This window comes from Sphingomonas sp. SORGH_AS_0950 (assembly GCF_030818415.1).
Classification (GTDB): Bacteria; Pseudomonadota; Alphaproteobacteria; order Sphingomonadales; family Sphingomonadaceae; genus Sphingomonas.
Genome location: NZ_JAUTAE010000001.1, coordinates 1,678,518 through 1,704,290, shown reverse-complemented (window position 1 = coordinate 1,704,290; position 25,773 = coordinate 1,678,518). Strand labels below are relative to the sequence as shown.

At 67.3% G+C, this 25,773-nt stretch carries 22 protein-coding genes, 1 tRNA gene and 2 riboswitches; of the genes, 8 read left to right on the top strand and 15 right to left on the bottom strand.

Annotated features, from left to right (window positions below; translation table 11 throughout):
• Positions 1 to 12: 12 nt before the first annotated feature.
• Positions 13 to 663: a GcrA family cell cycle regulator gene (locus tag QE385_RS07345; protein ID WP_307100493.1), complete on the bottom strand. Its 651-nt coding sequence runs from the start codon at positions 661 to 663 to the stop codon at positions 13 to 15.
• Positions 664 to 750: 87 nt separating this feature from the next.
• Here QE385_RS07345 and QE385_RS07340 point away from each other — a divergent pair, with 87 nt between their 5' ends.
• The 3 genes from QE385_RS07340 to queE all read left to right on the top strand — a co-directional run bounded on the left by QE385_RS07340 (position 751) and on the right by queE (position 3,169).
• Positions 751 to 1,602 carry an ABC transporter permease gene (locus tag QE385_RS07340; RefSeq protein WP_307100491.1) on the top strand — a complete coding sequence of 284 codons (852 nt, stop codon included), beginning with the start codon at positions 751 to 753 and terminating at the stop codon, positions 1,600 to 1,602.
• Positions 1,603 to 1,836: 234 nt separating this feature from the next.
• Complete coding sequence (gene queC / locus QE385_RS07335) at positions 1,837 to 2,532, top strand: 7-cyano-7-deazaguanine synthase QueC (RefSeq protein WP_307100489.1); 696 nt, start codon at positions 1,837 to 1,839, stop codon at positions 2,530 to 2,532.
• A 4-nt stretch (positions 2,533 to 2,536) separates the two neighbouring features.
• Entirely contained in the window at positions 2,537 to 3,169 is a 633-nt protein-coding gene (queE, locus tag QE385_RS07330; protein ID WP_307100487.1) for a 7-carboxy-7-deazaguanine synthase, read from the top strand.
• Between the two features lie 255 nt (positions 3,170 to 3,424).
• Here the strand turns inward: queE and QE385_RS07325 are convergent, their stop codons facing one another.
• The 8 genes from QE385_RS07325 to QE385_RS07290 form a co-directional block, all read right to left on the bottom strand.
• A complete protein-coding gene (locus QE385_RS07325) occupies positions 3,425 to 4,222 on the bottom strand; it encodes a LytTR family DNA-binding domain-containing protein (RefSeq protein ID WP_307100485.1) in 798 nt (265 codons plus the stop codon).
• Complete coding sequence (locus tag QE385_RS07320) at positions 4,219 to 5,358, bottom strand: sensor histidine kinase (protein ID WP_307100483.1); 1,140 nt, start codon at positions 5,356 to 5,358, stop codon at positions 4,219 to 4,221. Before QE385_RS07320 ends, QE385_RS07325 begins: the two co-directional genes overlap by 4 nt.
• Before the next feature lie 120 nt (positions 5,359 to 5,478).
• On the bottom strand, positions 5,479 to 7,188 hold the full coding sequence (locus QE385_RS07315; protein ID WP_307100480.1) for a hypothetical protein: 1,710 nt from the start codon (positions 7,186 to 7,188) through the stop codon (positions 5,479 to 5,481).
• Positions 7,189 to 7,237: 49 nt separating this feature from the next.
• Positions 7,238 to 8,833, bottom strand: a complete 1,596-nt coding sequence (locus QE385_RS07310) for a TonB-dependent receptor (protein ID WP_307100478.1) — start codon at positions 8,831 to 8,833, stop codon at positions 7,238 to 7,240.
• Positions 8,834 to 9,162: 329 nt separating this feature from the next.
• A complete protein-coding gene (gene ligA, locus QE385_RS07305) occupies positions 9,163 to 11,295 on the bottom strand; it encodes an NAD-dependent DNA ligase LigA (protein WP_307100477.1) in 2,133 nt (710 codons plus the stop codon).
• A 92-nt stretch (positions 11,296 to 11,387) separates the two neighbouring features.
• The gene (locus QE385_RS07300) at positions 11,388 to 11,516 is read right to left on the bottom strand and encodes a hypothetical protein (protein ID WP_307100476.1); all 129 of its coding nucleotides are present in this window, start codon (positions 11,514 to 11,516) and stop codon (positions 11,388 to 11,390) included.
• Positions 11,517 to 11,653: 137 nt separating this feature from the next.
• Positions 11,654 to 13,318: a DNA repair protein RecN gene (gene recN / locus QE385_RS07295; RefSeq protein WP_307100474.1), complete on the bottom strand. Its 1,665-nt coding sequence runs from the start codon at positions 13,316 to 13,318 to the stop codon at positions 11,654 to 11,656.
• 215 nt (positions 13,319 to 13,533) lie between these two features.
• Positions 13,534 to 14,469, bottom strand: coding sequence for an outer membrane protein assembly factor BamD (locus QE385_RS07290; protein ID WP_307100473.1), 936 nt, complete (start codon positions 14,467 to 14,469; stop codon positions 13,534 to 13,536).
• A gap of 180 nt (positions 14,470 to 14,649) precedes the next feature.
• Between QE385_RS07290 and QE385_RS07285 the strand changes: the two genes are divergently transcribed.
• On the top strand, positions 14,650 to 15,474 hold the full coding sequence (locus QE385_RS07285; RefSeq protein WP_307100471.1) for a phosphoheptose isomerase: 825 nt from the start codon (positions 14,650 to 14,652) through the stop codon (positions 15,472 to 15,474).
• Between the two features lie 61 nt (positions 15,475 to 15,535).
• On the opposite strand, the gene QE385_RS07280 is transcribed toward QE385_RS07285, so the two are convergent.
• Positions 15,536 to 16,981 carry a S41 family peptidase gene (locus QE385_RS07280; RefSeq protein ID WP_307100469.1) on the bottom strand — a complete coding sequence of 482 codons (1,446 nt, stop codon included), beginning with the start codon at positions 16,979 to 16,981 and terminating at the stop codon, positions 15,536 to 15,538.
• 234 nt (positions 16,982 to 17,215) lie between these two features.
• On the opposite strand from QE385_RS07280, the gene QE385_RS07275 reads away from it, so the two are divergent.
• Positions 17,216 to 18,412: a glycosyltransferase gene (locus QE385_RS07275; RefSeq protein ID WP_307100468.1), complete on the top strand. Its 1,197-nt coding sequence runs from the start codon at positions 17,216 to 17,218 to the stop codon at positions 18,410 to 18,412.
• On the opposite strand, the gene QE385_RS07270 is transcribed toward QE385_RS07275, so the two are convergent.
• Genes QE385_RS07270 through yajC form a run of 4 tightly spaced genes read right to left on the bottom strand, consistent with a single transcriptional unit; the run spans position 18,394 to position 21,743 of the window.
• The gene (locus QE385_RS07270) at positions 18,394 to 18,777 is read right to left on the bottom strand and encodes an Mth938-like domain-containing protein (RefSeq protein WP_307100466.1); all 384 of its coding nucleotides are present in this window, start codon (positions 18,775 to 18,777) and stop codon (positions 18,394 to 18,396) included. The genes QE385_RS07275 and QE385_RS07270 overlap by 19 nt on opposite strands.
• A 9-nt stretch (positions 18,778 to 18,786) precedes the next feature.
• Complete coding sequence (gene secF / locus QE385_RS07265) at positions 18,787 to 19,767, bottom strand: protein translocase subunit SecF (protein WP_307100464.1); 981 nt, start codon at positions 19,765 to 19,767, stop codon at positions 18,787 to 18,789.
• A gap of 16 nt (positions 19,768 to 19,783) precedes the next feature.
• A complete protein-coding gene (secD, locus tag QE385_RS07260) occupies positions 19,784 to 21,388 on the bottom strand; it encodes a protein translocase subunit SecD (protein WP_307100462.1) in 1,605 nt (534 codons plus the stop codon).
• Between the two features lie 4 nt (positions 21,389 to 21,392).
• On the bottom strand, positions 21,393 to 21,743 hold the full coding sequence (yajC, locus tag QE385_RS07255; RefSeq protein WP_307100460.1) for a preprotein translocase subunit YajC: 351 nt from the start codon (positions 21,741 to 21,743) through the stop codon (positions 21,393 to 21,395).
• A 192-nt stretch (positions 21,744 to 21,935) separates the two neighbouring features.
• Here yajC and QE385_RS07250 point away from each other — a divergent pair.
• Positions 21,936 to 22,012, top strand: a tRNA-Pro gene (locus QE385_RS07250).
• Positions 22,013 to 22,212: 200 nt separating this feature from the next.
• Here the strand turns inward: QE385_RS07250 and QE385_RS07245 are convergent.
• On the bottom strand, positions 22,213 to 22,779 hold the full coding sequence (locus QE385_RS07245; protein WP_307100458.1) for a septal ring lytic transglycosylase RlpA family protein: 567 nt from the start codon (positions 22,777 to 22,779) through the stop codon (positions 22,213 to 22,215).
• A gap of 109 nt (positions 22,780 to 22,888) precedes the next feature.
• Positions 22,889 to 23,091, top strand: a riboswitch (cobalamin riboswitch).
• A 165-nt stretch (positions 23,092 to 23,256) separates the two neighbouring features.
• On the opposite strand from QE385_RS07245, the gene QE385_RS07240 reads away from it, so the two are divergent.
• Together QE385_RS07240 and cobW are read left to right on the top strand one after the other, a co-directional pair.
• Complete coding sequence (locus QE385_RS07240) at positions 23,257 to 24,327, top strand: HoxN/HupN/NixA family nickel/cobalt transporter (RefSeq protein WP_307100456.1); 1,071 nt, start codon at positions 23,257 to 23,259, stop codon at positions 24,325 to 24,327.
• A gap of 22 nt (positions 24,328 to 24,349) precedes the next feature.
• Positions 24,350 to 24,551: riboswitch (cobalamin riboswitch) on the top strand.
• 180 nt (positions 24,552 to 24,731) lie between these two features.
• On the top strand, positions 24,732 to 25,769 hold the full coding sequence (gene cobW / locus QE385_RS07235) for a cobalamin biosynthesis protein CobW (protein ID WP_307100454.1): 1,038 nt from the start codon (positions 24,732 to 24,734) through the stop codon (positions 25,767 to 25,769).
• Positions 25,770 to 25,773: the final 4 nt, after the last annotated feature.

Sequence of the window (25,773 nt, the reverse complement as noted above, 5' to 3'; positions counted from 1 at the left end):
ATCGATCCCGGATCAGCGGACGCGCGGGCCGCCAAAGGGCAGCGGCGGCGGCGGGCGACGGTCGCGGCGGGGCAGCTGCGCCTGATAGGCGTGGCCGCAATGCTCGACGCAATAGGGGAAGCCCGGATTCACCTTTTCGCCGCAGAAGTGGAAGTCCGGCTCACCCGGATGGCCGATCGGCCATTTGCAGATGCGGTCGTTCAGGTCGAGCAGCGAGGTCTTGCCCGCAATCTCGGCGCTCGGCTTGGCGGGGACCAGGCGACGCGGCGGGGCGGGCGAGGGCGGGGGCTGCTGCTCGCCGGGCGACTGGCGGACGAAGCCGCCGGGGCCGACCGAGCGCAGGATCGGCTGCGGCTCGCGCGTCGGTTCGGCGGCGGGTTCGGGCGCGGCAGGGGCGGCCGGTTCGGCGCGCACGGGTTCGGGCTCGGGCTCCGGGGCGGGCGGCGGAGCGGCAGGGACCGGCTCGGGCGCCTCGGCCACCGGGGCGGCGGCGGGCTCGTTGGCCTTTACCGGCGACGGACGCGCCTGAAGGCCCAGGCGATGCGCCTTGCCGATCACCGCGTTGCGGCTGACCCCGCCCAATGCTTCGGCGATCTGGCTGGCGGTCTGTCCCGCCTCCCACATCGTCCTGAGCGTATCGATCCGCTCATCGGTCCACGACATTCGAAACCTTTCCTCACTTCATCATCGCACCGGCCAGTCATTGTACCGGGTTGCGGGCGGCCACGGCAACGGTTACGCGCTATGGCGATGAGCAGCCAGCCCCCAATCGGCGAAATCCACTCGGCGGTGCGCGCCGCCCCTGGTGAGCCCGTGATCCGGAACATCAACTGGGGAGGCCTGCGAACCCTCTATATCAAGGAGGTGCGCCGGTTCTTCAAGGTGCAGCTCCAGACGATCTGGGCGCCGTCGGTCACGACCCTGCTTTACATCATCATTTTCACCACCGCGCTGGGCGGGCGTCATGCCGTGCCGGTGGCGGGGATGCAGGTGCCGTTCGCCGATTTCATCGCGCCGGGCCTGATCGTCATGGGGATGATGAACAACGCCTTCGCCAATGCCAGCTTTTCGCTGCTGGTCGGCAAGATCCAGGGCACGATCGTCGACTATCTGATGCCGCCGCTGTCCACCGCCGAGCTGCTGGCCGCGCTGGTCGGCGGCGCGGTGACGCGCGCGGTGCTGGTCGGGGTGACCGTCTGGGCGGCGATGGCGATCTGGCCGGGCGTCCATGTGACGCCGCACGCCTTTTTCGCGGTGCTGTGGTTCGGCCTGCTGGGTTCGGTGTTCCTGGCGCTGCTGGGCGTGCTGACCTCGATCTGGGCGGAGAAGTTCGACCATGCCGCCGCCGTCACCAATTTCGTGGTCGTGCCGCTGTCGCTGCTGTCGGGCACCTTCTATTCGGTCGATGGCCTAGCCCCGGCGTTCCGCGCGATCAGCCATGCCAACCCGTTCTTCTATATGATCTCGGGCTTTCGCTACGGCTTTCTGGGGCTGGCCGATTCGCCGGTGACGCTGGGCGGCGCGATCGTGCTGGGCATCGACGTCGCGATGGCGGTGCTATGCTATGTGCTGTTGCGCAAAGGCTGGAAGCTTAAAAATTAAGTCCCTGCGGCTTAACCGCTTTTTCACCATAGAGCCGCTATTCCCGACTCTCTGCTCCAGCAGCGGAACCTCCTCTTGGCCGGGTCGTCAGCATGCCCGGTTCAGGTCCTTAGCGGGACCGCCTGCGCCGTCGATGCCCCTCGGGGATCGGGCCAAGCGGTCCCGGCCTTTCGCGCCCGGTGATTCAAGCGGCATTGCAAGCGCGCGCCAATGGGCGTAGCGGAGGACCCCATCATGACATCTTCTGCTCCCATGGCGGTCGTGCTCGTTTCGGGCGGGCTGGACTCGATGATTTCCGCCGCCTCGGCCAAGGTCGCAGGCTATCGCATCCTCGCATTGTCGGTGGATTACAACCAGCGGCACAAGGTCGAACTGGCCGCCGCCGCGCGCGTCGCCGAGGCGCTGGGGGCCGAGCGGCATATCGTCCTGCCGCTCGACCTGTCGGCGTTCGGCGGGTCGGCACTGACCGCCGATATCGACGTGCCCAAGGACGGGGTGCAGCCGGGCATTCCCATCACCTATGTCCCCGCGCGCAACACCATCTTCCTCAGCCTGGCGCTGGGCTGGGCCGAGGCGGCGGGCGCGCGCGACCTGTTCATCGGGGTCAATGCGCTCGACTATTCGGGCTATCCCGATTGCCGCCCCGAATTCATCGCCGCCTTCGAGGGGCTGGCCGAGATCGCCACCAAGGCGGGCGTCGAGGGCCAGCCGTTCAAGATCCACGCGCCGCTCCAGCACATGACCAAGGCGGACATCGTGCGCGAAGGTACGCGGCTGGGCGTCGACATGGGGATCAGCTGGTCCTGCTACGACCCGACGCCCGAGGGGCTGCATTGCGGCGAGTGCGACAGCTGCCGCCTGCGTTCGCGCGGGTTCGAGGAAGCGGGTATTCCCGACCCCACCGCCTATGCGGTCAAGCCGCAGGGCTGAGGCCATGAGCTATGCCGTCAAGGAGATGTTCCTGACGCTCCAGGGCGAGGGGGTGCAGGCGGGGCGGCGCGCGGTGTTCGTGCGCTTTGCCGGGTGCAACCTGTGGTCGGGGCGCGAGCAGGACCGGGCGAGCGCGATCTGCCGCTTCTGCGACACCGATTTCGTCGGGGTCGACGGCCTGGGCGGCGGGCGCTTCGCCGATGCGGCGGCACTGGTCGCGGCGGTCGAGGGTTTCTGGGGCACGACGCGCGACCAGCGCTTCGTCGTGCTGACCGGGGGCGAGCCGATGCTGCAGGTCGACGACGCGCTGGTCGAGGCGCTGCATGCGGCGGGGTTCTTCATCGCGATCGAGAGCAATGGGACGATCGCGGCGCATCCGGGCATCGACTGGGTGTGCATCAGCCCCAAGGCGGGGTCGCAGGTCGTCCAGCGCTCGGGGCAGGAATTGAAGCTGGTCTGGCCCCAAACGGGGATCGACCCGGCGGAGGTCGAAGGCTGGGACTTCGCCAACCATTTGCTCCAGCCGCTCGACGATCCGCGCGCGGAGGCGAATCGCGAGGCGTGCATCGCCATGGTCATGGAGCGGCCGCGCTGGCGGTTGACGTTGCAGACCCACAAGATGCTGGGGTTGCGGTAAGGGTTTTGGGCCGGCGTTGGAGCGTGCGCTTCGACTTCGCTCAGCGTGAACGGTTATAGGTATCAACCCGCCCCGCATTTGTTTTTGCAGCGTAATCCCACCCCCCGTTCAGCCTGAGCCCCTCGACTGGCTGGCAAGCCAGCCGCTCAGGATAAACTTCGGCGCTTCGCGCCGAAGTCGAAGGCCACGCCCGACGCCAACCCAACGCGGAACGTGCACTTCGACTTTGCTCAGTGCGAACGGAGGCTGAGTCCTTTAGTGAACGAACCGCGCCACCACGTCGCGGTAGCTGCGCGAGACCTTCACCTGCGCGCCCGACTCGAGCAGCAGGAAGCATTCCCCATTGGTGTGCGGCTTGACCTGCTTGACCAGGTCCAGGTTGACGATGGTCGAACGATGCACCCGCTGGAACCGGCGGGGGTCGAGTCGCTTTTCCAGGTCCTTCATCGTCTCGCGCAGGACCAGCGAATTGTCGCCGGTGTTGATCACCATGTAATCGCCCGCCGCCTCGATCATCTCGATCGTGTCAACATCGACGCGGAAGATCTGGCCGCGATCCTTGATGTTGATGAGCTTCTCGAAGCGGCTGGCGGCGACCTCGCCGCCTTCGTTCAGGTCGGCGACCGCTTCGGGAGCATGCTCGGCGAGCACTTCCTTCAGCTTCTCGACCTCGCCCGCGCCGCGCTTCTCGTTCAGCCGCTGGCGCACGCGGTCGAGCGTGTCGGCGAGTCGTGCCTCCTCGACCGGCTTCATCAGATAGTCGACCGCCTGCGCCTCGAACGCGCGCAGGGCATGGTCGGAATAGGCGGTGACGAAGACGAACAAGGGCGGTTCGACCTCCATCAGCCCCTGGATCACCGAGAAACCATCGAAACCGGGCATCTGGATGTCGAGGAAGACGAGGTCGGGCTTGTGCGTCTTGATCGCGCGGATCGCTTCGCGCCCGTTCGAGCAGCGCTCGATGATCTCGACGTCTTCGTGCGCCTGGAGACGGATCTCCAGTCCCTGGATCGCCAGGGGCTCGTCGTCGACGAGGATGGTACGGATGGTCATGCGGCCTCTCTGTTCACATTCTCAAGCTGGAAGGGGATCTCGATCTCGACCGAGAATCCGCCAGCCGGCGCGGAGCGGGATTCGAAGCGGTGATCCGGGCCATAAGCCTGGGCCAGCCGTTCGCGGATATTGGACAGCCCAACGCCGGTCGAAACGCTTGAGGAATGACGCACCTCGTGCAAGCCGGGACCGGTATCGGATACGGCGATCCGCACCCGTTGCCCGACCAGTCGCACATCGACGCGGATATCGGCGCCTTCCTCCTGCGGGGTGACGGCATATTTGATAGCGTTCTCGACCAGCGGCTGGAGCAGCAGCGAGGGCAGCCGGGCGCGTTCGGCCCGCGGATCGATCTCGAAGCTCGGGCGCAGGCGATCCTCAAAGCGCATCTTCTCAATTTCCAGATAGAGTTTCAGCGTTTCAACCTCTTGCGCCACGGTCACATGCGCCGTGGGCTCATTGGCCAGCGTGTAGCGGAGGAAGGCTGACAGCCGGCTTAACATCGCATTCGCCCGCTCGGTCTGCTTGAGCAGCACCAGCGTCGAGATGGAATTGAGCGTGTTGAACAGGAAATGCGGGTTCAACTGGTAGCGCAGCATCGCCAGCTGCGCCGACGACGCCTGATGCTCCAGCGCGCGCATCTCGTCGATCTGGTGCTCGACGATCAGATAATAGTTGATCGCGAAATAGAGCGCCGACCAGCCCGCCAGCACCTCGAAGGTGATGAACAGATTGCCGATCAGCAGCGAGACGGTGACCCCCGGCTGGGTCGTGGTGATGAACGAAAAGGAAAAGGCGTTGAGCGCGGCATAAAGGAACGTCGCGGCCGCCAGCGTCGCCAGCGTCAGGAACACCCCCGCGATGCGCGGCAGCCGCCGGTAATAGCCATAGAGGGTCGAGAGCAGCAGCGTGATGCAATAGCCCAGGATCGCCTCGATGATCACCGGGATGATCTTCTCCAGCGAAAAGCCGTTGGAGACGCCGACCACCGAACGCTGGACCAGATAGCCGGACCAGCCGACTGCCTGGAGTATCCAGAAGGCACGCGCCTTGTTCTCGAAAAACGGCCGCACCGACAATTGGTCGGAGGCGGCGGGCGAAGCGGTGCTGGTCGCGACGGGCGAATGGGTGGCCATGGCCGGGCGACATCTACACGGACCACAGGCGAAGGGCAAAGATTGGGGCAGGGGCAAAAGAAAGGGCCGCCCTTCCCGGAGGAGGGGCGGCCCGAAAGGTCCGTCGCCGGACGCGTCAGCTTAGAAGCTGAAACGTGCGCCTATGCGGATCTGGTAGAGGGACTCCTGCGACGAGATCGTGTCCGTCGGCGTCGAGTTGGGCGCGAGGTAACGATACTGGGCGCAAGCCTGGCTCGAGGTGGTGGCGACCGCCGATCCTCCGGCCGTGCCGGTCGCGACCGGCGTGGTCAGGCACTGCACCCGCACCGCCGCCTGCGTGTAGGGGAAACTGTACTGACGCAGCTGGCCCCAGTTCTTGTTGAGCAGGTTCGCGAAGTTCTCGATGTCCATGAAGACCTGGATGCGCGACGCACCCAGACCGGTCGGGACTTCCTGCGCCAGATGCAGGTCGATCTTGGTGAACCACTTGGAGTTGAACGCGTTGCGCGGTGCGATCTGGCCGCGATATTTCGACAGGCCGGTGGAGTTGATCAGCGCGTTCAGGGTGTCGCGGGTCGCAGTGCTGTCATAGGACACGCGCGCATCGTCGATGCCGGTCGGCACGTACAGCAGATAGCGGCTGGACGAACCGATTGTTCCGAAGACCGGGCTACGCAGATTCGAGGCATCCTGCATGGTCCAGCTATACGGACGGCCGATGCGGGTTTCGCCGAACAGCGCGAAGGTGGTCTTGTAGTCGCCGAAGAAGGCGCGCTCGAAGGTCAGGTTGTACTTGATGTTGTACTTCACCTGCTCGTTCGAGATGCCATAGGCCGCACCGTTGGGATCGAGGAACGCGCCGTTGCCATAGTTGGAGCTGGCGGTCGACGAGGTAGCCGGAGCCTGATCCTTGATGTCCTGATAGGTGAAGCTGGCGCCCAGGTTCAGGCCTAGATCGAACGTCTTGTCGACCCGCGCGACCGCGATATAGCTCCGGCCACGGGTCGTGTTCGTCAGGATCAGGTCCGAGTTCGTGTCGCCGAACGAGGTCAGCGCCGCATAGCGCACGCGGCCGTCGGGGGTCCGCAGCGCGGTGGGCACGACCCGCGCGTCGGTGAAGAACACCTGGTTGCGAACCTTCGAGTAGAAGAAGTCGGCACCGAAGTTGAAGCCCGACAACGCCGTAGGTGCATAGTCGAACGACAGGGTCGAGCGCCACTGCGACGGCAGCTTGAACTTGGGGTCCAGCGCATTGGTCGGGGCGGTCGACGAGATCGTGCCCGCATTCAGATAGTTGTTCACCACGCCGGGGATCGTCGTGCCGGAAACGCCGGTCAGCGCCGCGGCGCCGACACCTGCGGGCAGGTTGGTGGCCGAGTAGCTGCCATCGTTGTTCTGGCGGATGTCGATCGTGTTCGACAGGAAGCCCGTGTTCGAGAAGCTGTTCGAGACGTAGACGTCCGGCGAGCCGCCCGAGAAAATGCCGACGCCGCCGCGAACCGACAATTCCTTCGACGGACGCAGTTCAAAGCCGATACGCGGCTGAGCGATGCCGCGGCCGCTGATATAGGCCGTGTTGGCGTAGCCCAGGCGGTTGAAGAACGACTGGTTGAATGCCGGACGGCTGTGGCCGCCATACATGTCGTAACGGATGCCGTAATCCAGGCTGAACCAGTCGGTGATCCGCCAATTGTCCTGGATACCAAAGGCATAGGACTGATAGCGGAAGCGAGCCGCCGCATCGATCGGGTTCAGGCTGGGGACCGCATTGCCGTAACGCAGGCGCTGGGCGTTGCCCGCCTGGAAGTCCGCGATCGAGTCGAAATAATAGTTGCCCGCCGTGCTCTGCACGAACAGGTTCTCGATCTTGGTGTCCTGGAAATCGGCGAAGATGCGCAGGTCATGGTTTTCGCGGTTCAGGCGACCCTGGACCCTGGATCAAGCCGCCATAGGTGCGGCTGGTCAGGGCATTCGACTGACGCGAAACGTCCGGGCCCAGATAGACCGAGGCATAACCCGGCGCGCAGGTGGTCGATGCATTGGCACCGGCCGAACCGGGGTTGGAGCGGTCCGACGTCGGCGCCGCGCAAACCTGGAATTGTGCGAAGCCGCGACCCAGGACCGGATCCTGGCCGCGCTTGTAATCCTTGTAGAAAGCGCGGACTTCGGTCGAGAATTCGTCCGACCAGTCGCTGTTCAGCTGGAACACGCCGGTGTGGAGGCGGTTGCTGCTAATATAGCCGTTCGATTCCAGGCCCAGGCTGGGCGCAGTGACCGACGCGTTCTGGTTAAGCCGGATCGAGTCCTTGGTGTACAGATAGGTCAACGACGCGCGCTGCGTGTCGGACAGGTTGGCGTCGAGGCGCGCGGTCAGGCGGTCGTCGCTGTCCTGCGAGTTGTTCAGGATGCCGCCCGCATTGTAATTGTAACGGGACTTGGCGATCGACGTGATCTGGTTGACGGTCGCGTCGGTCAGCAGGCCACCGGCGTCGCCGACATTGGGGATGACCGTACCGGCGTTGTTCTCGACGGTGCCTTCGACGATCGGGGTGCCTGCGCGGATGCGCTCGCCCGCGACCATGAAGAACAGCTTGTCCTTGATGATCGGGCCCGAAAGCTCGGCGCCGAAATTCTGGATCTTGAACGGGGGCAGGGTCACGCGGCCGGTCGGCACGCCCGGACCCGCCTTGGTTTCGTTGCCGGTCAGCTTGTTCGACGAATAGGAATAGAAGCCGGTCCCATGGAACTGATTGGTGCCCGACTTCAGGATCGCGTTGATCGCGCCGCCCTGGAAATTGCCTTCGCGCACATCATAGGGCGCGACCTTGGTCTGGAACTGGCCGATGGCGTCCAGCGGCACCGGGCTGCGGCGGGTCGGCAGACCATCGGGGTTCAGACCGAAATTGTCGGTGATCGGCACGCCGTCGACCGAGAAACGGTTGAAGCGCGCATTCTGTCCAGCAAAGGACACGGCGCGGCCCGAGCCCGAGGCATAGTCGAGACGGGCGAAGGGATCGCGACGCATCAGGTCGCGGATGTCGCGATTGACGCTGGCGACCTTGGCGATGTCGGCGGCGGTCAGGACGGTGACCGGACCCAGGCTCTTGGTGCCCGCACCCGCGATCGACGATGCGGTCACGACGATCTCACCGCCGCCCTGGCCATCGGCGGCCAGTTCGACCGGCAGCTCATAGGGCAGGCTGGTCACCGTGAAGATGTCGGTAACGCGCGTTTCCTGATAGCCGGGCGCGGTCACCGTGACGGTGAACGGACCACCCACGCGCAGGCCGGTCGACGAGAACGAGCCGTCTGCGCCGGACACCGTCGATGTGGTCGTACCCGAAGGGACGTTCACGATCGTGACGGTCGCACCGGCCACGGGCGCGCCGTTCGCGGTGACGTTGCCGCGGATCGAGGAGGTGGTTTCCTGCGCGGCGGCCGCCGCAGGAATGGCGAGCGCGACGATGGCCGCGCCCAGGAAAAGCGAATTACGCATAGATAAAAGGTCCCCTTTTCGCGCGAAGCGGCGCGGTCCGGCCGTGTTTTCCGGCTCGGTTGAGCGTGCCCCTGACTGACGAACATTGCCGTTATGTGACAAAGTTCACGCTTACGACAGGGGGGTGATCACTCAATTGCCGGGCGTTGCAGTTTGGCAACGGTAATGGGAGCGATCACAGCGCCATCGCATTCGGATTGCGGTGATTTTCCGGTTCGCAAGGTTCCAGCGGCGCGCTCGGTCACGACAGGCGAGGGCCGATAAGGGCGCTCGACCGTCGGTGCGAAGGTGACGCCGCCGTCATGATTCGGCGGCGGCGTCGCGCAGGGTCAGCTGGATGCGACCAGATCGTTCCAGGCGGCTTCGTCGATCACCCGGATGCCCAGGTCCTGCGCCTTTTTCAGCTTCGATCCGGCGCCCGGCCCGGCGATGACCAGGTCGGTCTTGGCCGAGACCGATCCCGAGACGCGCGCGCCCAGCGCCTCCGCCTGGGCCTTGGCCTCGTCGCGCGACAGGGTTTCGAGCGTGCCGGTGAAGACCAGCGTCTTGCCGGTGACCTCCGACTCGCGGGTCTGGTGAACGGTGTCGGCGGGCGTCACCTCGCCCAGCAGGTCGTCGACGACCGCGCGGTTATGCTCCTCGGCGAAGAAGTCGAGCAGCGCATCGGCGACTTCGGGGCCGATCTGGGGCGTGTCGATCGCGGCGACGATGGCGCGCTGGCGGCGCAACTCGAACTTGCGCTCGGGCTCGCCCAGCGCGGGCACCGTTTCGGCCCGGACCTGAAGCGCGGCATCGATCATCGCGCGGAAGCCCGCCATCGAGACGAAGCGCCGCGCCAGATCGCGCGCGGTGATCTCGCCGACATGGCGGATGCCCAGCGCGAAGAGGAAACGGTCGAGCGATATGTCGCGCCGCGCGTCGATCGCCGCCAGCAGCTTGTCGACCACCAGTTCGGACATGCGCTCGCGCGCGATCAGCGCCTCGCGGTGCCGGTGCAGCCGGAAGATGTCGGCGGGCGAGGCGATCAGGCCGTCGCGGAAGAAATCCTCGATCCGCACCAGGCCCAGCCCGGTGATGTCGAAGGCATGGCGCGAGACGAAATGGATCAGGCGTTCGACGCGCTGCGCCGGGCAGATCAGCCCGCCGGTGCAGCGGATGACGACCTCGCCCTCCTCGCGAGTCGCCAGACTGCCGCATTCGGGGCAGTGATCGGGGAAGACGAAGGGCTCGCGGGCCACGTCGCGGGTCAGGTTCTCGACGATCTGCGGGATGACGTCGCCCGCGCGTTGCAGGACGACGCGGTCGCCGGGGCGCACCCCCAGCCGCTCGATCTCGTCGGCATTGTGCAGCGTCGCATTGGTCACGACCACGCCGCCGACCGTCACCGGCTCCAGCCGCGCGACCGGGGTCAGCGCGCCGGTGCGGCCGACCTGGATGTCGATCCGCTCCAGCGTGGTCTGCGCGCGCTCGGCGGGGAATTTGTGTGCGATCGCCCAGCGGGGGGTGCGCCCGACGATGCCGAGCCGCGCCTGCCAGTCGAGCCGGTCGACCTTGTAGACCACGCCGTCGATGTCGAAGGGCAGGTCGGCTCGCTGCGCCTCGATCGTGCGATAGATGGCCAGCGCGGCGGCGGCATCGGGCACGCGGGCAAAGGCGTCGGCGATAGGAAAGCCCCAGCGGCGCCAGGTCTCGACCATCTCGAACTGGCTGTCGACCGCGACCTCGCTCGCCTCGCCCCAGCCATGCGCCAGGAAACGCAGGGGACGGCCCGCCGTGATCGCGGGGTTCTTCTGGCGCAGCGATCCGGCGGCGGCGTTGCGCGGATTGGCGAACTGGCGCGCCTCCTTGCCCGTCTCGGCCGCCTCCTGCGCCAGCTTGGCGTTGAGCGCGGCGAAATCGGCCTTGCTCATATAGACCTCGCCGCGCACCTCGAACACGCCCGGCGCGGGGATGGTCTGGGGGATGTCGGCGATGGTGCGGACATTCTCGGTCACGTCCTCGCCGATCGCGCCGTCGCCGCGGGTCAGCGCCTGGACCAGCCGTCCGTCGACATAGCGGAGCGAACAGGACAGGCCGTCGATCTTGGGCTCGGCGGTCAGCGTGACGGGCTCGTCCTCGGGCAGCTTCAGATAGCGGCGGACGCGGCCGACGAATTCCTCGACCTCTTCGTCGGTGAAGGCATTGTCGAGGCTGGTCATCGGCCGGGCATGCGCGACCTTGGCCAGATGCGCGGCGGGGGCGGCGCCGACCTGGACGCTGGGCGAGTCGCTGCGGACCAGATGGGGGAAGGCCGCCTCGATCGCGGCGTTGCGGCGGACCAGCGCGTCATAGTCGGCGTCCGAAATCTCGGGCGCGTCCTCGGTGTGATAGAGGCGGTTATGATGCGCGATCTCGCGGGCGAGCGCCTCCAGATCGGCGGCGGCTTCGAGATCGGTTTGCGGCAGGGCGGGGAGGGCAGTCACGCCGCCGTGCTAGTCCACCCCCCGCCGGGGGATCAAGACCGCGATGACGTCAGTCCGGCGTCGCGGGGAACGGGCGTCTCGCGGGGATGGCGCTATGCCTCGTCATAGCCATGGGCGATCAGCCATGACCGGGCCTGTTCCAGATGGATGCCGACCATCGGCAGGTCGAGTCGATCCGCCAGCGCAAGGCAGGAACGCAGTCCCGCCACCAATGCCGTCATATCGTTTGCACTGGGCGGAGCGGGCGTGAAAGGCAGAGTGACGGGCATGCGATGAATCCGTTGAAGGCGTGCGCAAGGATCGAACGCATCGCCTTCATAACTGATCGACATCAGATATAAAATCGCATTGGCGTCGCCTACAGCGTTTCGAGCAGTCGGTCGGCCTGGGCGCGGGCTTCGTCGGTGATCGTCGCACCCGACAGCATCCGGGCAATCTCCTCGCGCCGTTCCGCCTCGCTCAAGGCGCGGACCCCGGTGCGGGTGACGGTGCCGTCATGGCTCTTGGCGATCAGCAGATGCGCCGCGCCGCGCGCCGCCACCTGCGGGCTGTGGGTCACGACCAGCAACTGGGTCCGCCGCGCCAGCCGGTGCAGCCGGTCGCCGATCGCGGAGGCGACCGCGCCGCCGACGCCGCGATCGATCTCGTCGAAGATCATCGTCGTCGCGCCGCCTTCCTCGGCCAGCGCGACCTTCAGCGCCAGGATGAAACGCGACAATTCGCCGCCGCTGGCGATCTTCATCAGCGGGGCGAAGGGCGCGCCGGGGTTGGTCGAAATCTCGAACTCGACCCGATCCTTGCCCGCTGCCGACCAGCCGGACGGCTCGACGGTGGCGACCACGGTGCGGAACCGCGCGGCGTCCAGCTTGAGCGGGGCGAGTTCGCTCTTCACCGCCTGATCCAGCCGTTCGGCGGCGGCGGCGCGCGCCGTGGAAATCTGGGCCGCGGCCTTGTCATAGGACGCGCGCGCGGTCGCGACGGCGGCCTCCAGCCGACCGATCCCTTCTTCGCCCGCATCCAGCCGCTCCAGCCGCCCGCGCAGCTGTTCGGTCAGTTCGGCCAGGTCGTCGGGCTGGACCCGGTGCTTGCGCGCCATGCCGCGCAGCTCGAACAGCCGGGCCTCGTCCTCCTCCAGCGCGCGGGGATCGTAGGCGAGCTCGCGATGCGCATCGGCCAGCCGCTCCTCGGCCAGCGACGCCTCGATCACCGCGCGGTCGATGGCGGCCAGCGCCTCGGCCAGCGCGGGGTGATCCTCGCCGATCCGCTCCAGCACACGGGCCGCCTGGCGAAGTCCCGCCAGCGCGCCGTCGGAGCCCTGCAAATGGTCCTCGATCGCGGACAATTCGCCCGCGATCTTTTCCGAACGCTGCATGGTGCGCCGCCGGTCGGCCAGCGATTCCTCCTCGCCCGGTTCGGGGGCGAGCTTGGTGAGTTCGGCGACCGCATGTTCCAGCCATTCGCGGTCGCGCGCCGCCGTCTCGATCTCCTCGCGCGCGGTGGCCAGCGCCGTCTCCGCCTCGCGCAGCTTCGTCCAGGCGGCGGCGACCGCGCCGGTGTCGATCCGCCCGAAACTGTCGAGCATCATCCGGTGGCCGCGCGGGTTCAGCAGTCCGCGATCGTCATGCTGGCCGTGGATCTCGACCAGGAAGGGCGCGATCTCGCGCAGCAGCGCGGCGGAGGCGGGCTGGCTGTTGACGAAGCCCCGGCTGCCGCCATCGGCCTTGACCTGGCGGCGGACGATCAGCGGCTCGCCCGGCTCGACCGCGATGCCCGCATCGTCGAGGATCGTGGCGAGGCGGCTGTCGGGGGCGGGGGGCTCGAAGCTGGCGGTGACGATCGCCTGGCCCGCGCCATGGCGGACAAGGCCGCTGTCGCCGCGCCCGCCAAGGGCCAGGCCCAGCGCGTCGAGCAGGATGGATTTACCGGCGCCCGTCTCGCCCGTCAGGACGCCCAGGCCTTGGCCGAAATCGAGGTCGAGCGCCTCGATCAGCACGACATCACGGATGGACAGCGCGGTCAGCATGGGGCGCGATATAAAGCCAAATGCCGCGCGATGTTATCCCCCCTGCGCGAAAATGATCCCGATTTGTTCGGGTGGGGCGCGATACATGGCCTTCCTCCCCTGCGGGAGGAGGGGGGGCAGCGAAGCTGACGGAGGGGGGCGCCCTGTCGAGCGCGCGACACCCCTCCCGTCAGGCCAGCGGCCTGCCATCTCCCCTTGCAGGGGAGGAAAAAGGCTTAGCCGGTCGGCGAGCTGTTGTTGCCCGTCGGGGTCGGGCGGCCCGGTGCGGCGGCGCTGGGGGTGGCGTTGCCCGCGCTGCCCGGCAGGGTGACGTTGACCGAACCCGGCGTGCCCTGCGGCACCACGGGCTGGCCCGGCTGGATCGGCGGGATCGTCTCGACCGGATATTCGCGCATCAGCTTGTAGGCGCGGTTATACCAGTCGCTGCCCGGATAATTGGCGCCCAGCACGGCGGCGGCGCGCTCCGCCTCGGGACGCACGCCCAGCGCCAGATAGGTCTCGGTCAGCCGCAGCAGCGCCTCGGGCGTGTGGCTGGTCGTCTGGTACTTGTCGACCACGGTGCGGAAGCGCATCGACGCGGCCAGCCACTGGTGCCGGTCCTCGTAGAAGCGGCCGATCTCCATTTCCTTGCCCGCCAGGTGATCGTTGACCAGATCGACCTTCAGCCGGGCATCGGCCGCGTAGCGTGAATTGGGATAGCGGCGCATCAGCTCACCCAGCGCATCGAGCGCCTGGCGGGTGATCTTCTGGTCGCGGGTGACGTCCTGGATCTGCTCGTAATAGCCGAGCGCGATCAGATAATAGGCATAGGGCGCGTCGCGATTGCCGGGATGGACCGAGATGAAACGCTGCGCCGACTGGATCGACTGGGTATAGTCGCGGCCCAGATAATAGCTGAACGCGCTCATCAGCTGCGCGCGGCGGGCCCAGATCGAATAGGGGTGCTGACGCTCCACCTCGTCGAACAGCAGCGCGGCCTCCTTGTAGCGGCCCTGATCCAGCCGGTTCTTGGCGGCGGTATAGAGCGTGCCGACGTCGCGCGCGACATAAGGCAGGTCGGTGCGGGTACGGTTGCGGGCGCAACCCGCGATCGGAAGGGCCAGTGCGGCGATGAGCGCCAGCGACAGCGCACGGGAACGGGGGTTACGCATCGCGCATGTCCTTAGCGCAGCCGGACGGCGGGGAACAGTCCTTCCGCACATGCGTCTGCGACGGATGCGAAACGACGCGGCTTGCCATCGACATATGGGTCGCGGCATGGGCGGGGCAGGGCGGAACGGCCCATGGCGCCGACGGTTTTCCCGTCGCCCGATCGGAAGGAAGATAGACCCATGCCCGCCACGCTGCTCCATACCCACCGCGTCGAAAAGCCCTGGGGCCGCCATACCCTGTATCCCGGCTTCGAGGATGCGCCCGCCGACGGCGCGCCGATCGGCGAGGTCTGGTTCCAGGCGCCGGGCGACACCTCGCCCGACCTGCTCATCAAATATCTGTTCACCAGCGAGAAGCTGTCGGTCCAGGTCCATCCCGACGACGAACAGGCCCATGCCCGTGGCCTGCCGCGCGGCAAGGACGAATGCTGGACCATCCTGACCGCCGAACCCGATTCGACCATCGCGCTGGGCCCCAAGGCGCCGATGACCAAGGAACAGCTGCGCGCCGACGCCCGCGACGGCTCGGTCGAGGCCGATCTCGACTGGGTGCCGGTCAAGGAGGGCGATTTCTATTACGCGCCGTCGGGCACCATCCATGCGATCGGCGCGGGGCTGACCGTGATCGAGGTGCAGCAGAACAGCGAGACCACCTATCGCCTCTACGACTATGGCAGCGACCGCGAGCTGCATCTGGAGGACGGGGTCGATGTCGCGCATCTGACCCCCTATCAGCCGATCGTCTCGCCGGGGCCGGCGGGCGAGGGGCGCGATATCCTGGTCGAGGGGCCGAAATTCGTGCTGGAACGCTGGGCGGCGGGCGAGCACGTCGTGGCGCTGCCCGAGGGGCGGACGGCCTGGCTGATCCCGATCACCGGATCGGGCGAGGTCGCGGGTGTCGCGTTCCAGGCGGGCCAGTGCCTGACCGTCACCGGTGCCGAGACGGTTACGCTGTCGGGCGACGGCGATGCGCTGTTCGCCTATGCGGGGACGCAGCGGCTGTAAGCCAGAGGTCCCGGACGGAAAAGCGCCCCTCCCGCCTTATGGCCGGAGGGGCGTTTTCGTATCAGAACAGGCCCGGCACGTCGCGCTGCGCGACCGAGGGGCGTTCGGGCTGGAGCAGCTTGCGCGCGCCGCCCGACAGCGACTGCGCCGTCGCGGTCGAGGCGCTGATCGGGGTGCAGGTCTTGCCCTGAAGGAAGTCCAGCGCGGCGCGGGTCGAGGCTTCCTGCGGATCGCCCATCTTGCGGGTCAGGTCGTCGCCCGCCTTGCAACTGGCGGGCACGACGCTGGCCAGGCCGTTATAATAGCCGCCCTGCTGATTGGCGTTCTGGATCGAGATGGCGATGACGCGCAGCCGGTCGTCGCACTCGCTCTTGTCGAGCGCGATCTGCCCCACCGGCTTGCCATAGGTGTTGGCGCCGATCAGCCCGCTATTGGACCCCATATAGGGCAGGGTGCGGTTCACCACCAATTCGCTGGCCGAGGCGGTGCCGCCCGTGCCGATAAAGGCAAGCCGGGTCGGTACGATCGATTCAGCCTGGGGCGCGAAATAGGTGGTGGTGTTGTTCGACGCCTTGCTGGCGCGGAAGGCGGTATAGCCCATCACGTCCGACGTCTGGCGATTGCCGCCCAGCAGGTTGTTGAACAGGTCGGCAATGGTGATCGCACCGCCGCCATTATAGCGCAGGTCGACGACGACCTGGGTGATGCCCTGCTGCTTGAAGGTGGCGAAGGCGGCGCGCAGCTGCGGATCGGCGGTGCTGATGAAGGTGCGCAGATTGATATAGCCGTAACGCTGGCCGTTCTCGACGATGACCTGGGTGCCGTAATTGGGCGACACCGGCTGGAGCGTGAAGGCCGACTTGGTCAGCGTGACGGTGCGGACATTGCCCGACGTGTCGGCGACCTGGAGCACGCGGGTCGTGCCCGCCGTATCGGGACCGAGCGCGTTGGACAGGCCGTTATTCGGATCGGCGCGAACGATGTCGGCGATCGACTGGATATTGGCGGTCGTGGTGCCGATGCCGCGAATCTCGGTCCCGCGATCGATACCGGCGGCCAGCGCGGCGCCGCTTTCGAACGACTCGGCGACCATCAGCCTGGTCTGCGAGGCGTCGGCGGTCAGGCGGAAGCCGAAGCCCGCATCCGCACCCGAATTATAATAGGCATCCTCCTCCTTGATGGAGGTGATGTAGGTGAAATAGCGATCCTTGCGCTGCGCCCGTGCTGTCGCGGTCAGCGCGTCGATATAGTCGCTGACGGTGGAATAGGGGGTCGGGTCGAGGCTGGCGGGCAGCGTCTCGGGGAAGAGATACCATTCGTTCATCTGCGCCGCGACCCAGTTCTGCCGGTTGCGCAGCGAGCAGCCGTTCGTCGCGGTGCCGCTCGAGCCGCCCCCCGAGCCGCCCCCGCCCGAAGGGGTGATCGTGTTCGACCCGCCATCGCCGCCACAGCCCGCCAGCGTCGCGGCCAGGGCCAGCATCGTGCCCAAACGTCCGAATCGCGTCATGAAATGTCCCACCCTGTTGGTCTGGACTGGATAGCCCATGGCCGTAACTGTGTCAGGAACGATCTGTCGCGTTGATGAACAATTCTTAACTGTGGCGAGTCAGGATGGGTATTTGATCGCGCAAGATGATCGCATGTCCATCATCTTTCGCGGCCATGGTTTTTGCCACCACCCGTTTCCGGGCTAGGATGAGCGTCGCGCATCGTGGGCGCGCCGACCGGAGTTGAAGGATTGATGCTGAACGTCCTGACCCTGTCGAGCCTGTTTCCCGATGCCACGCGCCCCAATTTCGGCATTTTCGTCGAGCGGCAGACGGCGGCGCTGGCGCAGCGGCCCGGTGTTTCGGTGCGCGTGGTCGCGCCGATCGGCTTGCCGGTCTGGCCGCTGGCGCGCGCCGCCCGGTTCCGGGCGCAGGCCGCGCTGCCGGTGGCGGAGACATGGCATGGGCTGTCGGTCGCCCGGCCGCGCTTCGTGACGCTGCCGGGGACGGGCGGGCGGTTCCATGTCGCCGCGCTCGTCCGGGCGCTGTGCCCGCTGCTCGACCGGCTGTGGGAGGAGCAGCGGTTCGACGTGATCGATGCCTCCTTCTTCTTTCCCGATGGCCCGGCGGCGGTGGCGCTGGGGCGGCGCTATGGCGTGCCGGTCTCGATCAAGGCGCGCGGCGCGGACATCCATCATTGGGGGCGGGCCCCGGCCACCCGCCATCAGGTCGCCAGGGCGGCGGCGCGGGCGGACGGGCTGTTGGCGGTCAGCGATGCGATGGCCGACGACGTCGCCGCGCTCGGCGTGGCGCGACAACGGATACGGGTCCATCATACCGGCGTCGACCAGGTGATCTTCCAGCCGATCGACCGGCCCGCCGCCAAGCGGGCGCTGGGGATTCGGGGGCCGCTGGTCGTCTCGCTGGGCGCGCTGATCCCGCGCAAGGGGCATCATGTGGTGATCGATGCGGTCGCCCGGCTGCCCGGTGTCGAGCTGCTGATCGTGGGGGAGGGGCCGGAGCGTGACGCGCTCGCCGTGCAGGTCGCCCGGCTGGGCATGGGCGAGCGGGTGCAGCTGGTCGGCGGCATCCCGCACCAGGCGCTGCCTCCGCTGCTGGGGGCGGCCAATGTGATGGCGCTGGCCTCGGCCTCCGAGGGGCTAGCCAATGCCTGGGTCGAGTCGCTCGCCTGCGGGACGCCCATCGTCATCACGCCGGCGGGCGGGGCGGGCGATGTGGTGACCAGCCGCACGGCGGGGCGAATCACCGCGCCCGAGGCCGAAGCCTTTGCGGATGCGATCCGCGATGTCCTGGAGCAGGCACCCGACCCCTGGACGGTGCGCGCGGCGGTGCGCGACTTCACCTGGGCGGCCAATGCCGCGGCGCTTCATTCGCATCTGGCGGGGCTGGTCGCGCGCCGCCAGGCGGCCGCTCAGGCGTCGAGCGGGTAGAGCGCGGCAACGATCTTGCGCCCCTCGGAGCGCAGCACGCCCCAGGCGCGGGCGGCGGCGCGGCTGTCCATCGCCTCGACGCCCAGTCCGCGCGCCTCCAGCGCCTCGATCAGCGCACGCGGCGCGCGGCGCAGCGTCGCGCCGGTGCCGAGCAGCAGGAATTCCGGCGCCTCGTCGATCAGCGACGCCACCGCCTGTGCATCAAGCGCCTCGAAGGGCGGCGGGCTCCACGGCTCATGCCAGTCGGGCGAGAGCAGCAGCGCAGGGTAGGCGATCTCCCCGACCCGGAAGCCCGTGGCGGCAAAGCCACGGACGATCGGGCCGGGGGCGGTCGGATCGCGGGTGATGCGGATCGAGTCGCTCATGCGCCCGGCTCACCCCTCTCGCGGGGTGATGCGCTCGGCGTCGGCGATGCTGCGCTTGTCGGTCGTGCCGGGCTTTTCGCGGTTCGGCTCGGCGCGCAGGCCCAGCGTGATGAGCAGCGAGGACGAGACGTAGATCGACGAATAGGTGCCGACCACGATGCCCAGGATCATCGCCGCAGTGAAGCCGCGCAGCACATGGCCGCCCAGCAGCAGCAGCGCGATCAGCGCCAGCAGGATCGTGACCGAGGTCATGACCGTGCGCGGCAGCGTCTCGTTGACCGACAGGTTGATGATCTCGCGCATGTCCATCTTGCGATAACGGCGCATATTCTCGCGGATGCGGTCGTCGATCACGATCTTGTCGTTGATCGAATAGCCGATGATGGTCAGGAACGCCGCGATGATCGTCAGGTCCAGCTCGAACTGGGTGATCGCAAAGAAGCCCAGCGTGACGAGAAGGTCGTGGACGATGGCGACGATGGTCGACACGCCGAACTGCCATTCGAAGCGGAAGATGGCGAACAGGCCGATGCCCAGGATCGCCAGGACGACCGCCAGCACGCCGTGCTTGATCAACTCGCCCGACACCTTGCCCGACACCGTGTCGTAACGGCTGAAGGTCGCGCCGGGGAATTGCTGGCCCAGCGCGGTCTCGACCTTGCGGACGACGGCGTTGGTCGCGCCTTCGTCGTTGGAGGCCGGGGCGGGCAGGCGGATGCTGATGGTCCGGCCGTCGCCGACCGTCTGGATATTGGCTTCGCCGACACCCAGCCCGTCGATGACCGAACGCACGCGGTCGGCCGAGGGCGGGGTGGGGAATTTCTCCTCGATCATCAGGCCGCCGACAAAGTCGACGCCCAGATTGAGACCCCTGGCGAACGTCACGCCGACCGCCAGCAGGGTGAGCGCGAGCGTCAGCCCGAACGCCCAGCCGCGCAGGCGGACAAAGTCGATGTTCGTGTTGTCGGGGACGAGTTTCAGGAGGCGCATGATCTGTTCTCCTGCCTCAAATATTGATGGTCTTGGGCTTTTCGCGGCGCAACCACAGCGCCACGAGCATCCGCGTGAAGGTAACGGCGGTGAACACGCTGGTCACGATGCCGATCAGCAGCACGACCGCGAAGCCCTTGACCGGGCCCGAGCCCAGCACGAGCATGATGACGCCCGAAATGGCGTGGGTCACGTTCGCCTCGAAGATGGTGCGGCTGGCTTCCTTATAGCCCAGCTCGACCGACTGGATGACGCTTCGCCCGCGCCTGCGTTCCTCGCGGATACGCTCGTTGATCAGCACGTTGGCGTCGACCGCGGTGCCGATGGTCAGGATGAAGCCCGCGATACCCGGCAGGGTCAGCGTCGCGTTCAGCATCGCCATGACCGCCAGGATGACCAGCACGTTGATGACGACCGCGATGTTCGCATAGATGCCGAACCGACCATAGGTGACGGTCATGAAGACGATGACGGCGACCGCCGCGATCGCCGAGGCCAGGATACCGGCGCGGATCGAATCGGCGCCCAGGTCGGGGCCGACGGTGCGTTCCTCGACGACCTTCAGGTCGATCGGCAGCTTGCCCGAACGCAGCGAGATCGCGAGCTGGTTGGCGGTGTCGACGGTGAAGTTGCCCATGATCTGGGCACGACCGCCCAGGATCGGTTCGTTGATATTGGGAGCCGACAGCACCTGGCCATCGAGGATGATAGCGAACGGCTTGCCGGTATTTTCCTGCGTGATCCGCGCGAACTTGCGACCGCCCTGCGCGTCGAAGGTGATCGCCACCTGCGGCGCATTGGTCTGCTGGTCGAAGGTCTGCTGCGCGTCGATCAGCTGGTCGCCCGAGATGATGACCGGCCGCTTGACCGCGATCACCGGCGCGCCCAGCGGGTTGCCGGGATAGGGCAGGACCTGGCTGCCGGCGGGGGCGTTGCCCTTGACCACCTCGGCCGGGTTGGCGGTCGTGTCGACCAGCTTGAACTCCAGCTTGGCGGTCTTGCCGATCAGGTCCTTCAGCTGTTGCGGATCCTGAAGACCCGGCACCTGCACCACGATGCGGTTGCTGCCCTGCTGAAGGATCGTCGGCTCCTTGGTGCCCAGCGCGTCGATGCGGCGACGTACGACCTCGGTCGCGGTCTTCATCGCGGTGTCGACCGCCTGGGTCAGGCCCGCCTGGGTCGGCTTCAGCACGAAGCGCGAGGTGTCGACGACCTGGATGTCCCATTCGCGCTGGCCGGTCATGCCCGCCCCGCCGCCGGTGATCGACAGCAGCCGCTCACGCGCCGCATCGACCTGGGTCGGATCGCGCAGCATGAAGCTGAGCTGTCCGCCGCGGACCGAGATGTCGCCGATCTCGATGCGCGGATTGCCTCGCCGCATCTCCGCCGCCACTTGGTCGCGCATCGTCTCCAGCCGCGAATTGGCGAGGTCGGCGGTGTCCGCCTCCAGCAGCAGATAGCTGCCGCCCGCCAGATCGAGGCCCTTGTTCACACGCGGGTGCGGAATCGAACCCCAGGTGTTGGTGACGCTCTCGGGCAGAAAGCTCGGGATCGCCAGCAGGCACAGGGCCGCCAGCAGCGCGACGATGGAAGCGACCTTCCAGCGGGGGAAATCGAGCATCGGGTCAGTCGTTCGCGGGCTTGGCGTTCGGATTGACCACGTCGGTCAACGTCGCTTTGACCACCCGGACGCGGACGTTCGGCGCGATCTCGACCTCGACCAGCTGGTCCTCGACGCGGGTCACCTTGCCGACGATGCCGCCCGCCGTGGTGACCTGATCGCCCTTCTTGACCCCCTCGATCGAGGCTTGCAGCGTCTTCATGCGGCGCTGTTGCGGGCGGATCATCAGGAAATAGAAGACCACGAAGACGAGGAGCAGCGGCGCCAGGCTGAGGAACGAGGCGGCGCCGCTCGATGCGGTGGCCCCGGTGGCGGCAGCCATCGCGGCGACTGGGGCGGTGAAGGGAATGAACATTCGGACCCGTCTATGCTGAATGGGCACGGGCACCCGCCGACCGCGAACGATCGACCAGCCCCCATGTCGGATAGCCTGCCCGCTACCATCGCAGGCGAACAGGCGCAATGGAGCGCCGGATGTGGGGTGCGCACTATCTTCACATCAAGGCTTGCATCCTTCGGAAAACCCGCCTAGAGGCCGCCGCTCGGTCGGGGCGTAGCGCAGCCTGGTAGCGCATCACACTGGGGGTGTGGGGGTCGCAGGTTCGAATCCTGTCGCCCCGACCAATCTTCTACTGACATCGGTGGACGACGACGAAGCGGGCGAAAGCCCGCTTTTTTCGTTTCTGGACCCCTTAATTCCTCCCCATCGCAGATGGGGAGGGGGACCGCCGCGAAGCGGTGGTGGTGGGGCAAGCCCCTCCGGCCCCTCCACCCCTCCCCAAGCGAGCGGTTCCCCTCCCCAAGCGAGCTTGGGGAGGAATGCGTTATCGCACCGTCATGCCCGCCGCCGCGATCTGCGACAGCAGGTTCGCCCGCACCGCATCCGATACCGGCGGCAAGGGCCGCGCCGCCTTGCCGTGGCGCAGGCGTTCGCGGTCCCTCTCGTCCGGCTCCACCCGCCGCACCCGTACCGCCGCCTTGCCGACCGTGCGCAGGCCGAGCTGTTCGGCGGCGCCGCGCGACAGGTCGATGATCCGCGACGATCCCGCGAACGGCCCGCGATCATTGACCCGCACGATGATCCGCCGCCCCGTGTCCAGCGCCGTCACCTCGACATAGCTGGGCAGGGGCAGGGTGGTATGCGCCGCCGTCGCCCAGCCGGGGCGGAAACGCTCGCCATTCGCGGTGCGCTTGCCCGATTCGCTGCCATACCAGCTGGCATAGCCCAGCATGTCATAGGTCGCGTCCTCGGCGGGCACATAGGTGACGCCGCGCACCGTATAGGGCTTGCCGATCCGCACCGGATAATCGCTGACCGGCCGGTAATTCCCGCCCGAACAGGCCGCGACCAGGCACGCCGCCGCCGGCGCCCAGCGGCGCCATCGTTTCACATCCACCATGTGATCCGGATTAAGCCGCGCGTCCGGCCCGATAAAGCGGTTTGCGCCTCCATCCGCCGCAGACTATCCCCATGCCGACCGGCAACGGCTTTCAGCCCGACCGCCGGTCAATCGCGCCGGTGCCCCTCGGGGCTTGAAACGGGAATGGGGTGAAGATCCCCAGCTGTCCCTGCAACTGTAAGCGGTGAGCGAGCGACGCCGGTCCCTGCGACAGGGGACAGCCACTGGAGCCATCCGGGAAGGCCGTGTCGCGTGCGCTTCGACCCGCAAGCCAGGAGACCTGCCGGTGCGAGTCGCTCTTGCCGCGATCCAGGGGATGGTCACCGGCTGGATATATTGTATCATACGAGCGACGCCCATCGGCCGAGACGAATCGGCCATCCCGCCCGGCGTGCGTCCGTGGGGTGGGATGGCGACCGCGACAGCGGAGTTCGGCCCTTGTCGCAATGACGCCGGGGGTTATCACCCATGTCCTACCATCATGCCGGAGCGCCGCGCGCCCGGTTGCCGCTGAAGAAGCGGGTCGCGCTGCTGATGGGCGCGCTGGTCTTCGTCAATATCGCCGTCTGGGGCTGGGCGCTGAGCGTCTTCGCGAGCAACAGCCTGATGCTCGGCACCGCGCTGCTCGCCTATAGCCTGGGGCTGCGCCATGCGGTCGATGCCGACCACATCGCCGCGATCGACAATGTCACCCGCAAGCTGATGCAGGACGGCCAGCGCCCGATCGCGGTCGGGCTGTGGTTCGCGATCGGCCATTCCGCCATCGTCCTGATCGCGGCGACCACGATCGCGCTCGCCGCCAGCACCCTGTCCGACTTCGAGGCGTTCGGGCAGAGCGGCGGGACCATCGCCACCATCGTCTCGGCGAGTTTCCTGTTCGCCATCGCGATCATGAACCTCATCATCCTGCGCGATGTCTGGACCCGGTTCCGCCGGGTCGCGCGCGGCGAGCCGATGGCGGAGGCGGATGCCGCGATGATGTTTTCGGGGCAGGGGCCGTTGTCGCGCCTCTTCCGTCCGCTGTTCCGGCTGATCCGGCGGAGCTGGCACATGGCGCCGCTGGGTTTCCTGTTCGGGCTGGGTTTCGACACTGCGACCGAGGTCGCCATTCTCGGCCTGTCGGGCGCGCATGCGGCGGACGGCGTGTCGCTGGCGACGATCCTGGTCTTCCCCGTGCTGTTCGCGGTGGGCATGGCGCTGATCGACACCGCCGACGGGCTGGTGATGCTGGGCGCGTATGAATGGGCGTTCGTCCATCCGCTTCGCAAGCTCTATTACAACATGACGATCACCCTGGTTTCGGCGCTGGTCGCGCTGGTGATCGGCGGCATCCAGGCGACCGCGCTGCTCGCCGAGCGGTTCGGCTGGACGGCGGGGCCGTTCCGCTATGCGGGGGCGCTGTCGGAGCATTTCAACGTGCTGGGCTTCGCCATCGTCGGGCTGTTCGTGATCTGCTGGGGGGCGAGTTTCCTCCTCTATCGCTGGCGCGGGTTCGCCGCGATGGAGGCGCGAATTGCCAAGCCCGGCGCGGCGGGATAAATGCCGCACATCGGGGCCGAAACGCCCCGAAGATCGCGCCGGTGCCCCTTGGGGCTTTGAAACGGGAATGGGGTGCAAATCCCCGGCTGTCCCTGCAACTGTAAGCGGCGAGCGAGCGATGCTGGTGCCCCATCGGAGGCACGGCCACTGGAGCGATCCGGGAAGGCGCATCCCTTCGCTTTGACCCGCGAGCCAGGAGACCTGCCGGCGTCATGGTCGCTCTTGCCTGGACCCAGGGGGTGGTCGGGGCACGGTTCTCCGTCGGGGAGCGACGAAGCCATGCGGCCGGGGTCGCATCGGTCGCCGACACGCGGGGCGGACGCATTCGACTGCGCCCGTCCGTCACCGCTCCGGCGATCGGTCCCGTGTCCGCGCTCGCTCGTCCGGCGCGTCGGAGAAATAGCATGCGTGACCTCAGCAAGGTCCCCGTCACCATCGTCACTGGCTTTCTGGGCGCCGGCAAGACCACGCTCATCAGCCATCTGATCCGCCATGCGGGCGGTCGCCGCCTGGCGGTCGTCGTCAACGAATTCGGCACTTTGGGCGTCGATGGCGACATCCTGCAAAGCTGCGCCATCCCCGACTGCCCGGCGGAGAATATCGTCGAGCTGGCCAATGGCTGCATCTGCTGCACCGTCGCCGACGACTTCATCCCGACGGTCGAAAAGCTGCTGGCGATGGAGCCGCGCCCTGATCACATCCTGATTGAGACCTCCGGTCTGGCGCTGCCCAAGCCGCTGTTGAAGGCATTCGACTGGCCCGCGATCCGCTCGCGTATCACCGTCGACGGCGTGGTCGCACTGGCCGATGCCGAGGCGGTCGCGGCGGGCCGCTTCGCCCCCGATCTCGATGCGGTGGAGGCGCAGCGCGCCGCCGACCCCAGCCTGGACCATGAAACCCCGTTGTCCGAGGTATTCGAGGATCAGCTGGCATGCGCCGACCTCGTCCTCTTGACCAAGGCCGATCTGGCGGGGGCGGAGGGCGTCGCCAGGGCACGCGCGATCATCGCCGCCGAGGCCCCGCGCCCGCTGCCCATGGTCGAGGCGGTCGACGGCATCGTCTCCGCCGAGATCGTGCTGGGCCTGGAAGCTGCCGCCGAGGACGACATCGCCGCGCGCCCCTCGCACCATGACGGCGCGGACGATCACGAGCATGACGATTTCGACAGCCTCTCGGTGATGCTGGGCGAGGTGGAGAGCCCCGAGGCGATCGCCGCGCGCATCGTCACGCTCGCCGAGCAGCAGGATATCCTGCGCGTAAAGGGTTATGCGGCGGTCGCGGGCAAGCCGATGCGGCTGCTGGTCCAGGCGGTCGGCCGCCGGGTGCGCACCAGCTACGACCGCCCCTGGGGCGCGGGCGAGCCGCGCGGCACTCGGCTGGTCGTCATCGCCGAGCATGACCGGATCGATCGCGCCGCGATCGAGGGCGTGCTGAAGGGCTAGGCGC

What these genes read in the sequence shown, in the direction of transcription:
- QE385_RS07345 (WP_307100493.1), bottom strand. Translation starts at nt 663, where the DNA reads ATGTCGTGGACCGATGAGCGGATCGATACGCTCAGGACGATGTGGGAG.
- QE385_RS07340 (WP_307100491.1), top strand. Translation starts at nt 751, where the DNA reads ATGAGCAGCCAGCCCCCAATCGGCGAAATCCACTCGGCGGTGCGCGCC.
- queC (WP_307100489.1), top strand. Translation starts at nt 1,837, where the DNA reads ATGACATCTTCTGCTCCCATGGCGGTCGTGCTCGTTTCGGGCGGGCTG.
- queE (WP_307100487.1), top strand. Translation starts at nt 2,537, where the DNA reads ATGAGCTATGCCGTCAAGGAGATGTTCCTGACGCTCCAGGGCGAGGGG.
- QE385_RS07325 (WP_307100485.1), bottom strand. Translation starts at nt 4,222, where the DNA reads ATGACCATCCGTACCATCCTCGTCGACGACGAGCCCCTGGCGATCCAG.
- QE385_RS07320 (WP_307100483.1), bottom strand. Translation starts at nt 5,358, where the DNA reads ATGGCCACCCATTCGCCCGTCGCGACCAGCACCGCTTCGCCCGCCGCC.
- QE385_RS07310 (WP_307100478.1), bottom strand. Translation starts at nt 8,833, where the DNA reads ATGCGTAATTCGCTTTTCCTGGGCGCGGCCATCGTCGCGCTCGCCATT.
- QE385_RS07300 (WP_307100476.1), bottom strand. Translation starts at nt 11,516, where the DNA reads ATGACGGCATTGGTGGCGGGACTGCGTTCCTGCCTTGCGCTGGCGGAT.
- recN (WP_307100474.1), bottom strand. Translation starts at nt 13,318, where the DNA reads ATGCTGACCGCGCTGTCCATCCGTGATGTCGTGCTGATCGAGGCGCTC.
- QE385_RS07290 (WP_307100473.1), bottom strand. Translation starts at nt 14,469, where the DNA reads ATGCGTAACCCCCGTTCCCGTGCGCTGTCGCTGGCGCTCATCGCCGCA.
- QE385_RS07285 (WP_307100471.1), top strand. Translation starts at nt 14,650, where the DNA reads ATGCCCGCCACGCTGCTCCATACCCACCGCGTCGAAAAGCCCTGGGGC.
- QE385_RS07280 (WP_307100469.1), bottom strand. Translation starts at nt 16,981, where the DNA reads ATGACGCGATTCGGACGTTTGGGCACGATGCTGGCCCTGGCCGCGACG.
- QE385_RS07275 (WP_307100468.1), top strand. Translation starts at nt 17,216, where the DNA reads ATGCTGAACGTCCTGACCCTGTCGAGCCTGTTTCCCGATGCCACGCGC.
- QE385_RS07270 (WP_307100466.1), bottom strand. Translation starts at nt 18,777, where the DNA reads ATGAGCGACTCGATCCGCATCACCCGCGATCCGACCGCCCCCGGCCCG.
- secF (WP_307100464.1), bottom strand. Translation starts at nt 19,767, where the DNA reads ATGCGCCTCCTGAAACTCGTCCCCGACAACACGAACATCGACTTTGTC.
- secD (WP_307100462.1), bottom strand. Translation starts at nt 21,388, where the DNA reads ATGCTCGATTTCCCCCGCTGGAAGGTCGCTTCCATCGTCGCGCTGCTG.
- yajC (WP_307100460.1), bottom strand. Translation starts at nt 21,743, where the DNA reads ATGTTCATTCCCTTCACCGCCCCAGTCGCCGCGATGGCTGCCGCCACC.
- QE385_RS07240 (WP_307100456.1), top strand. Translation starts at nt 23,257, where the DNA reads ATGTCCTACCATCATGCCGGAGCGCCGCGCGCCCGGTTGCCGCTGAAG.
- cobW (WP_307100454.1), top strand. Translation starts at nt 24,732, where the DNA reads ATGCGTGACCTCAGCAAGGTCCCCGTCACCATCGTCACTGGCTTTCTG.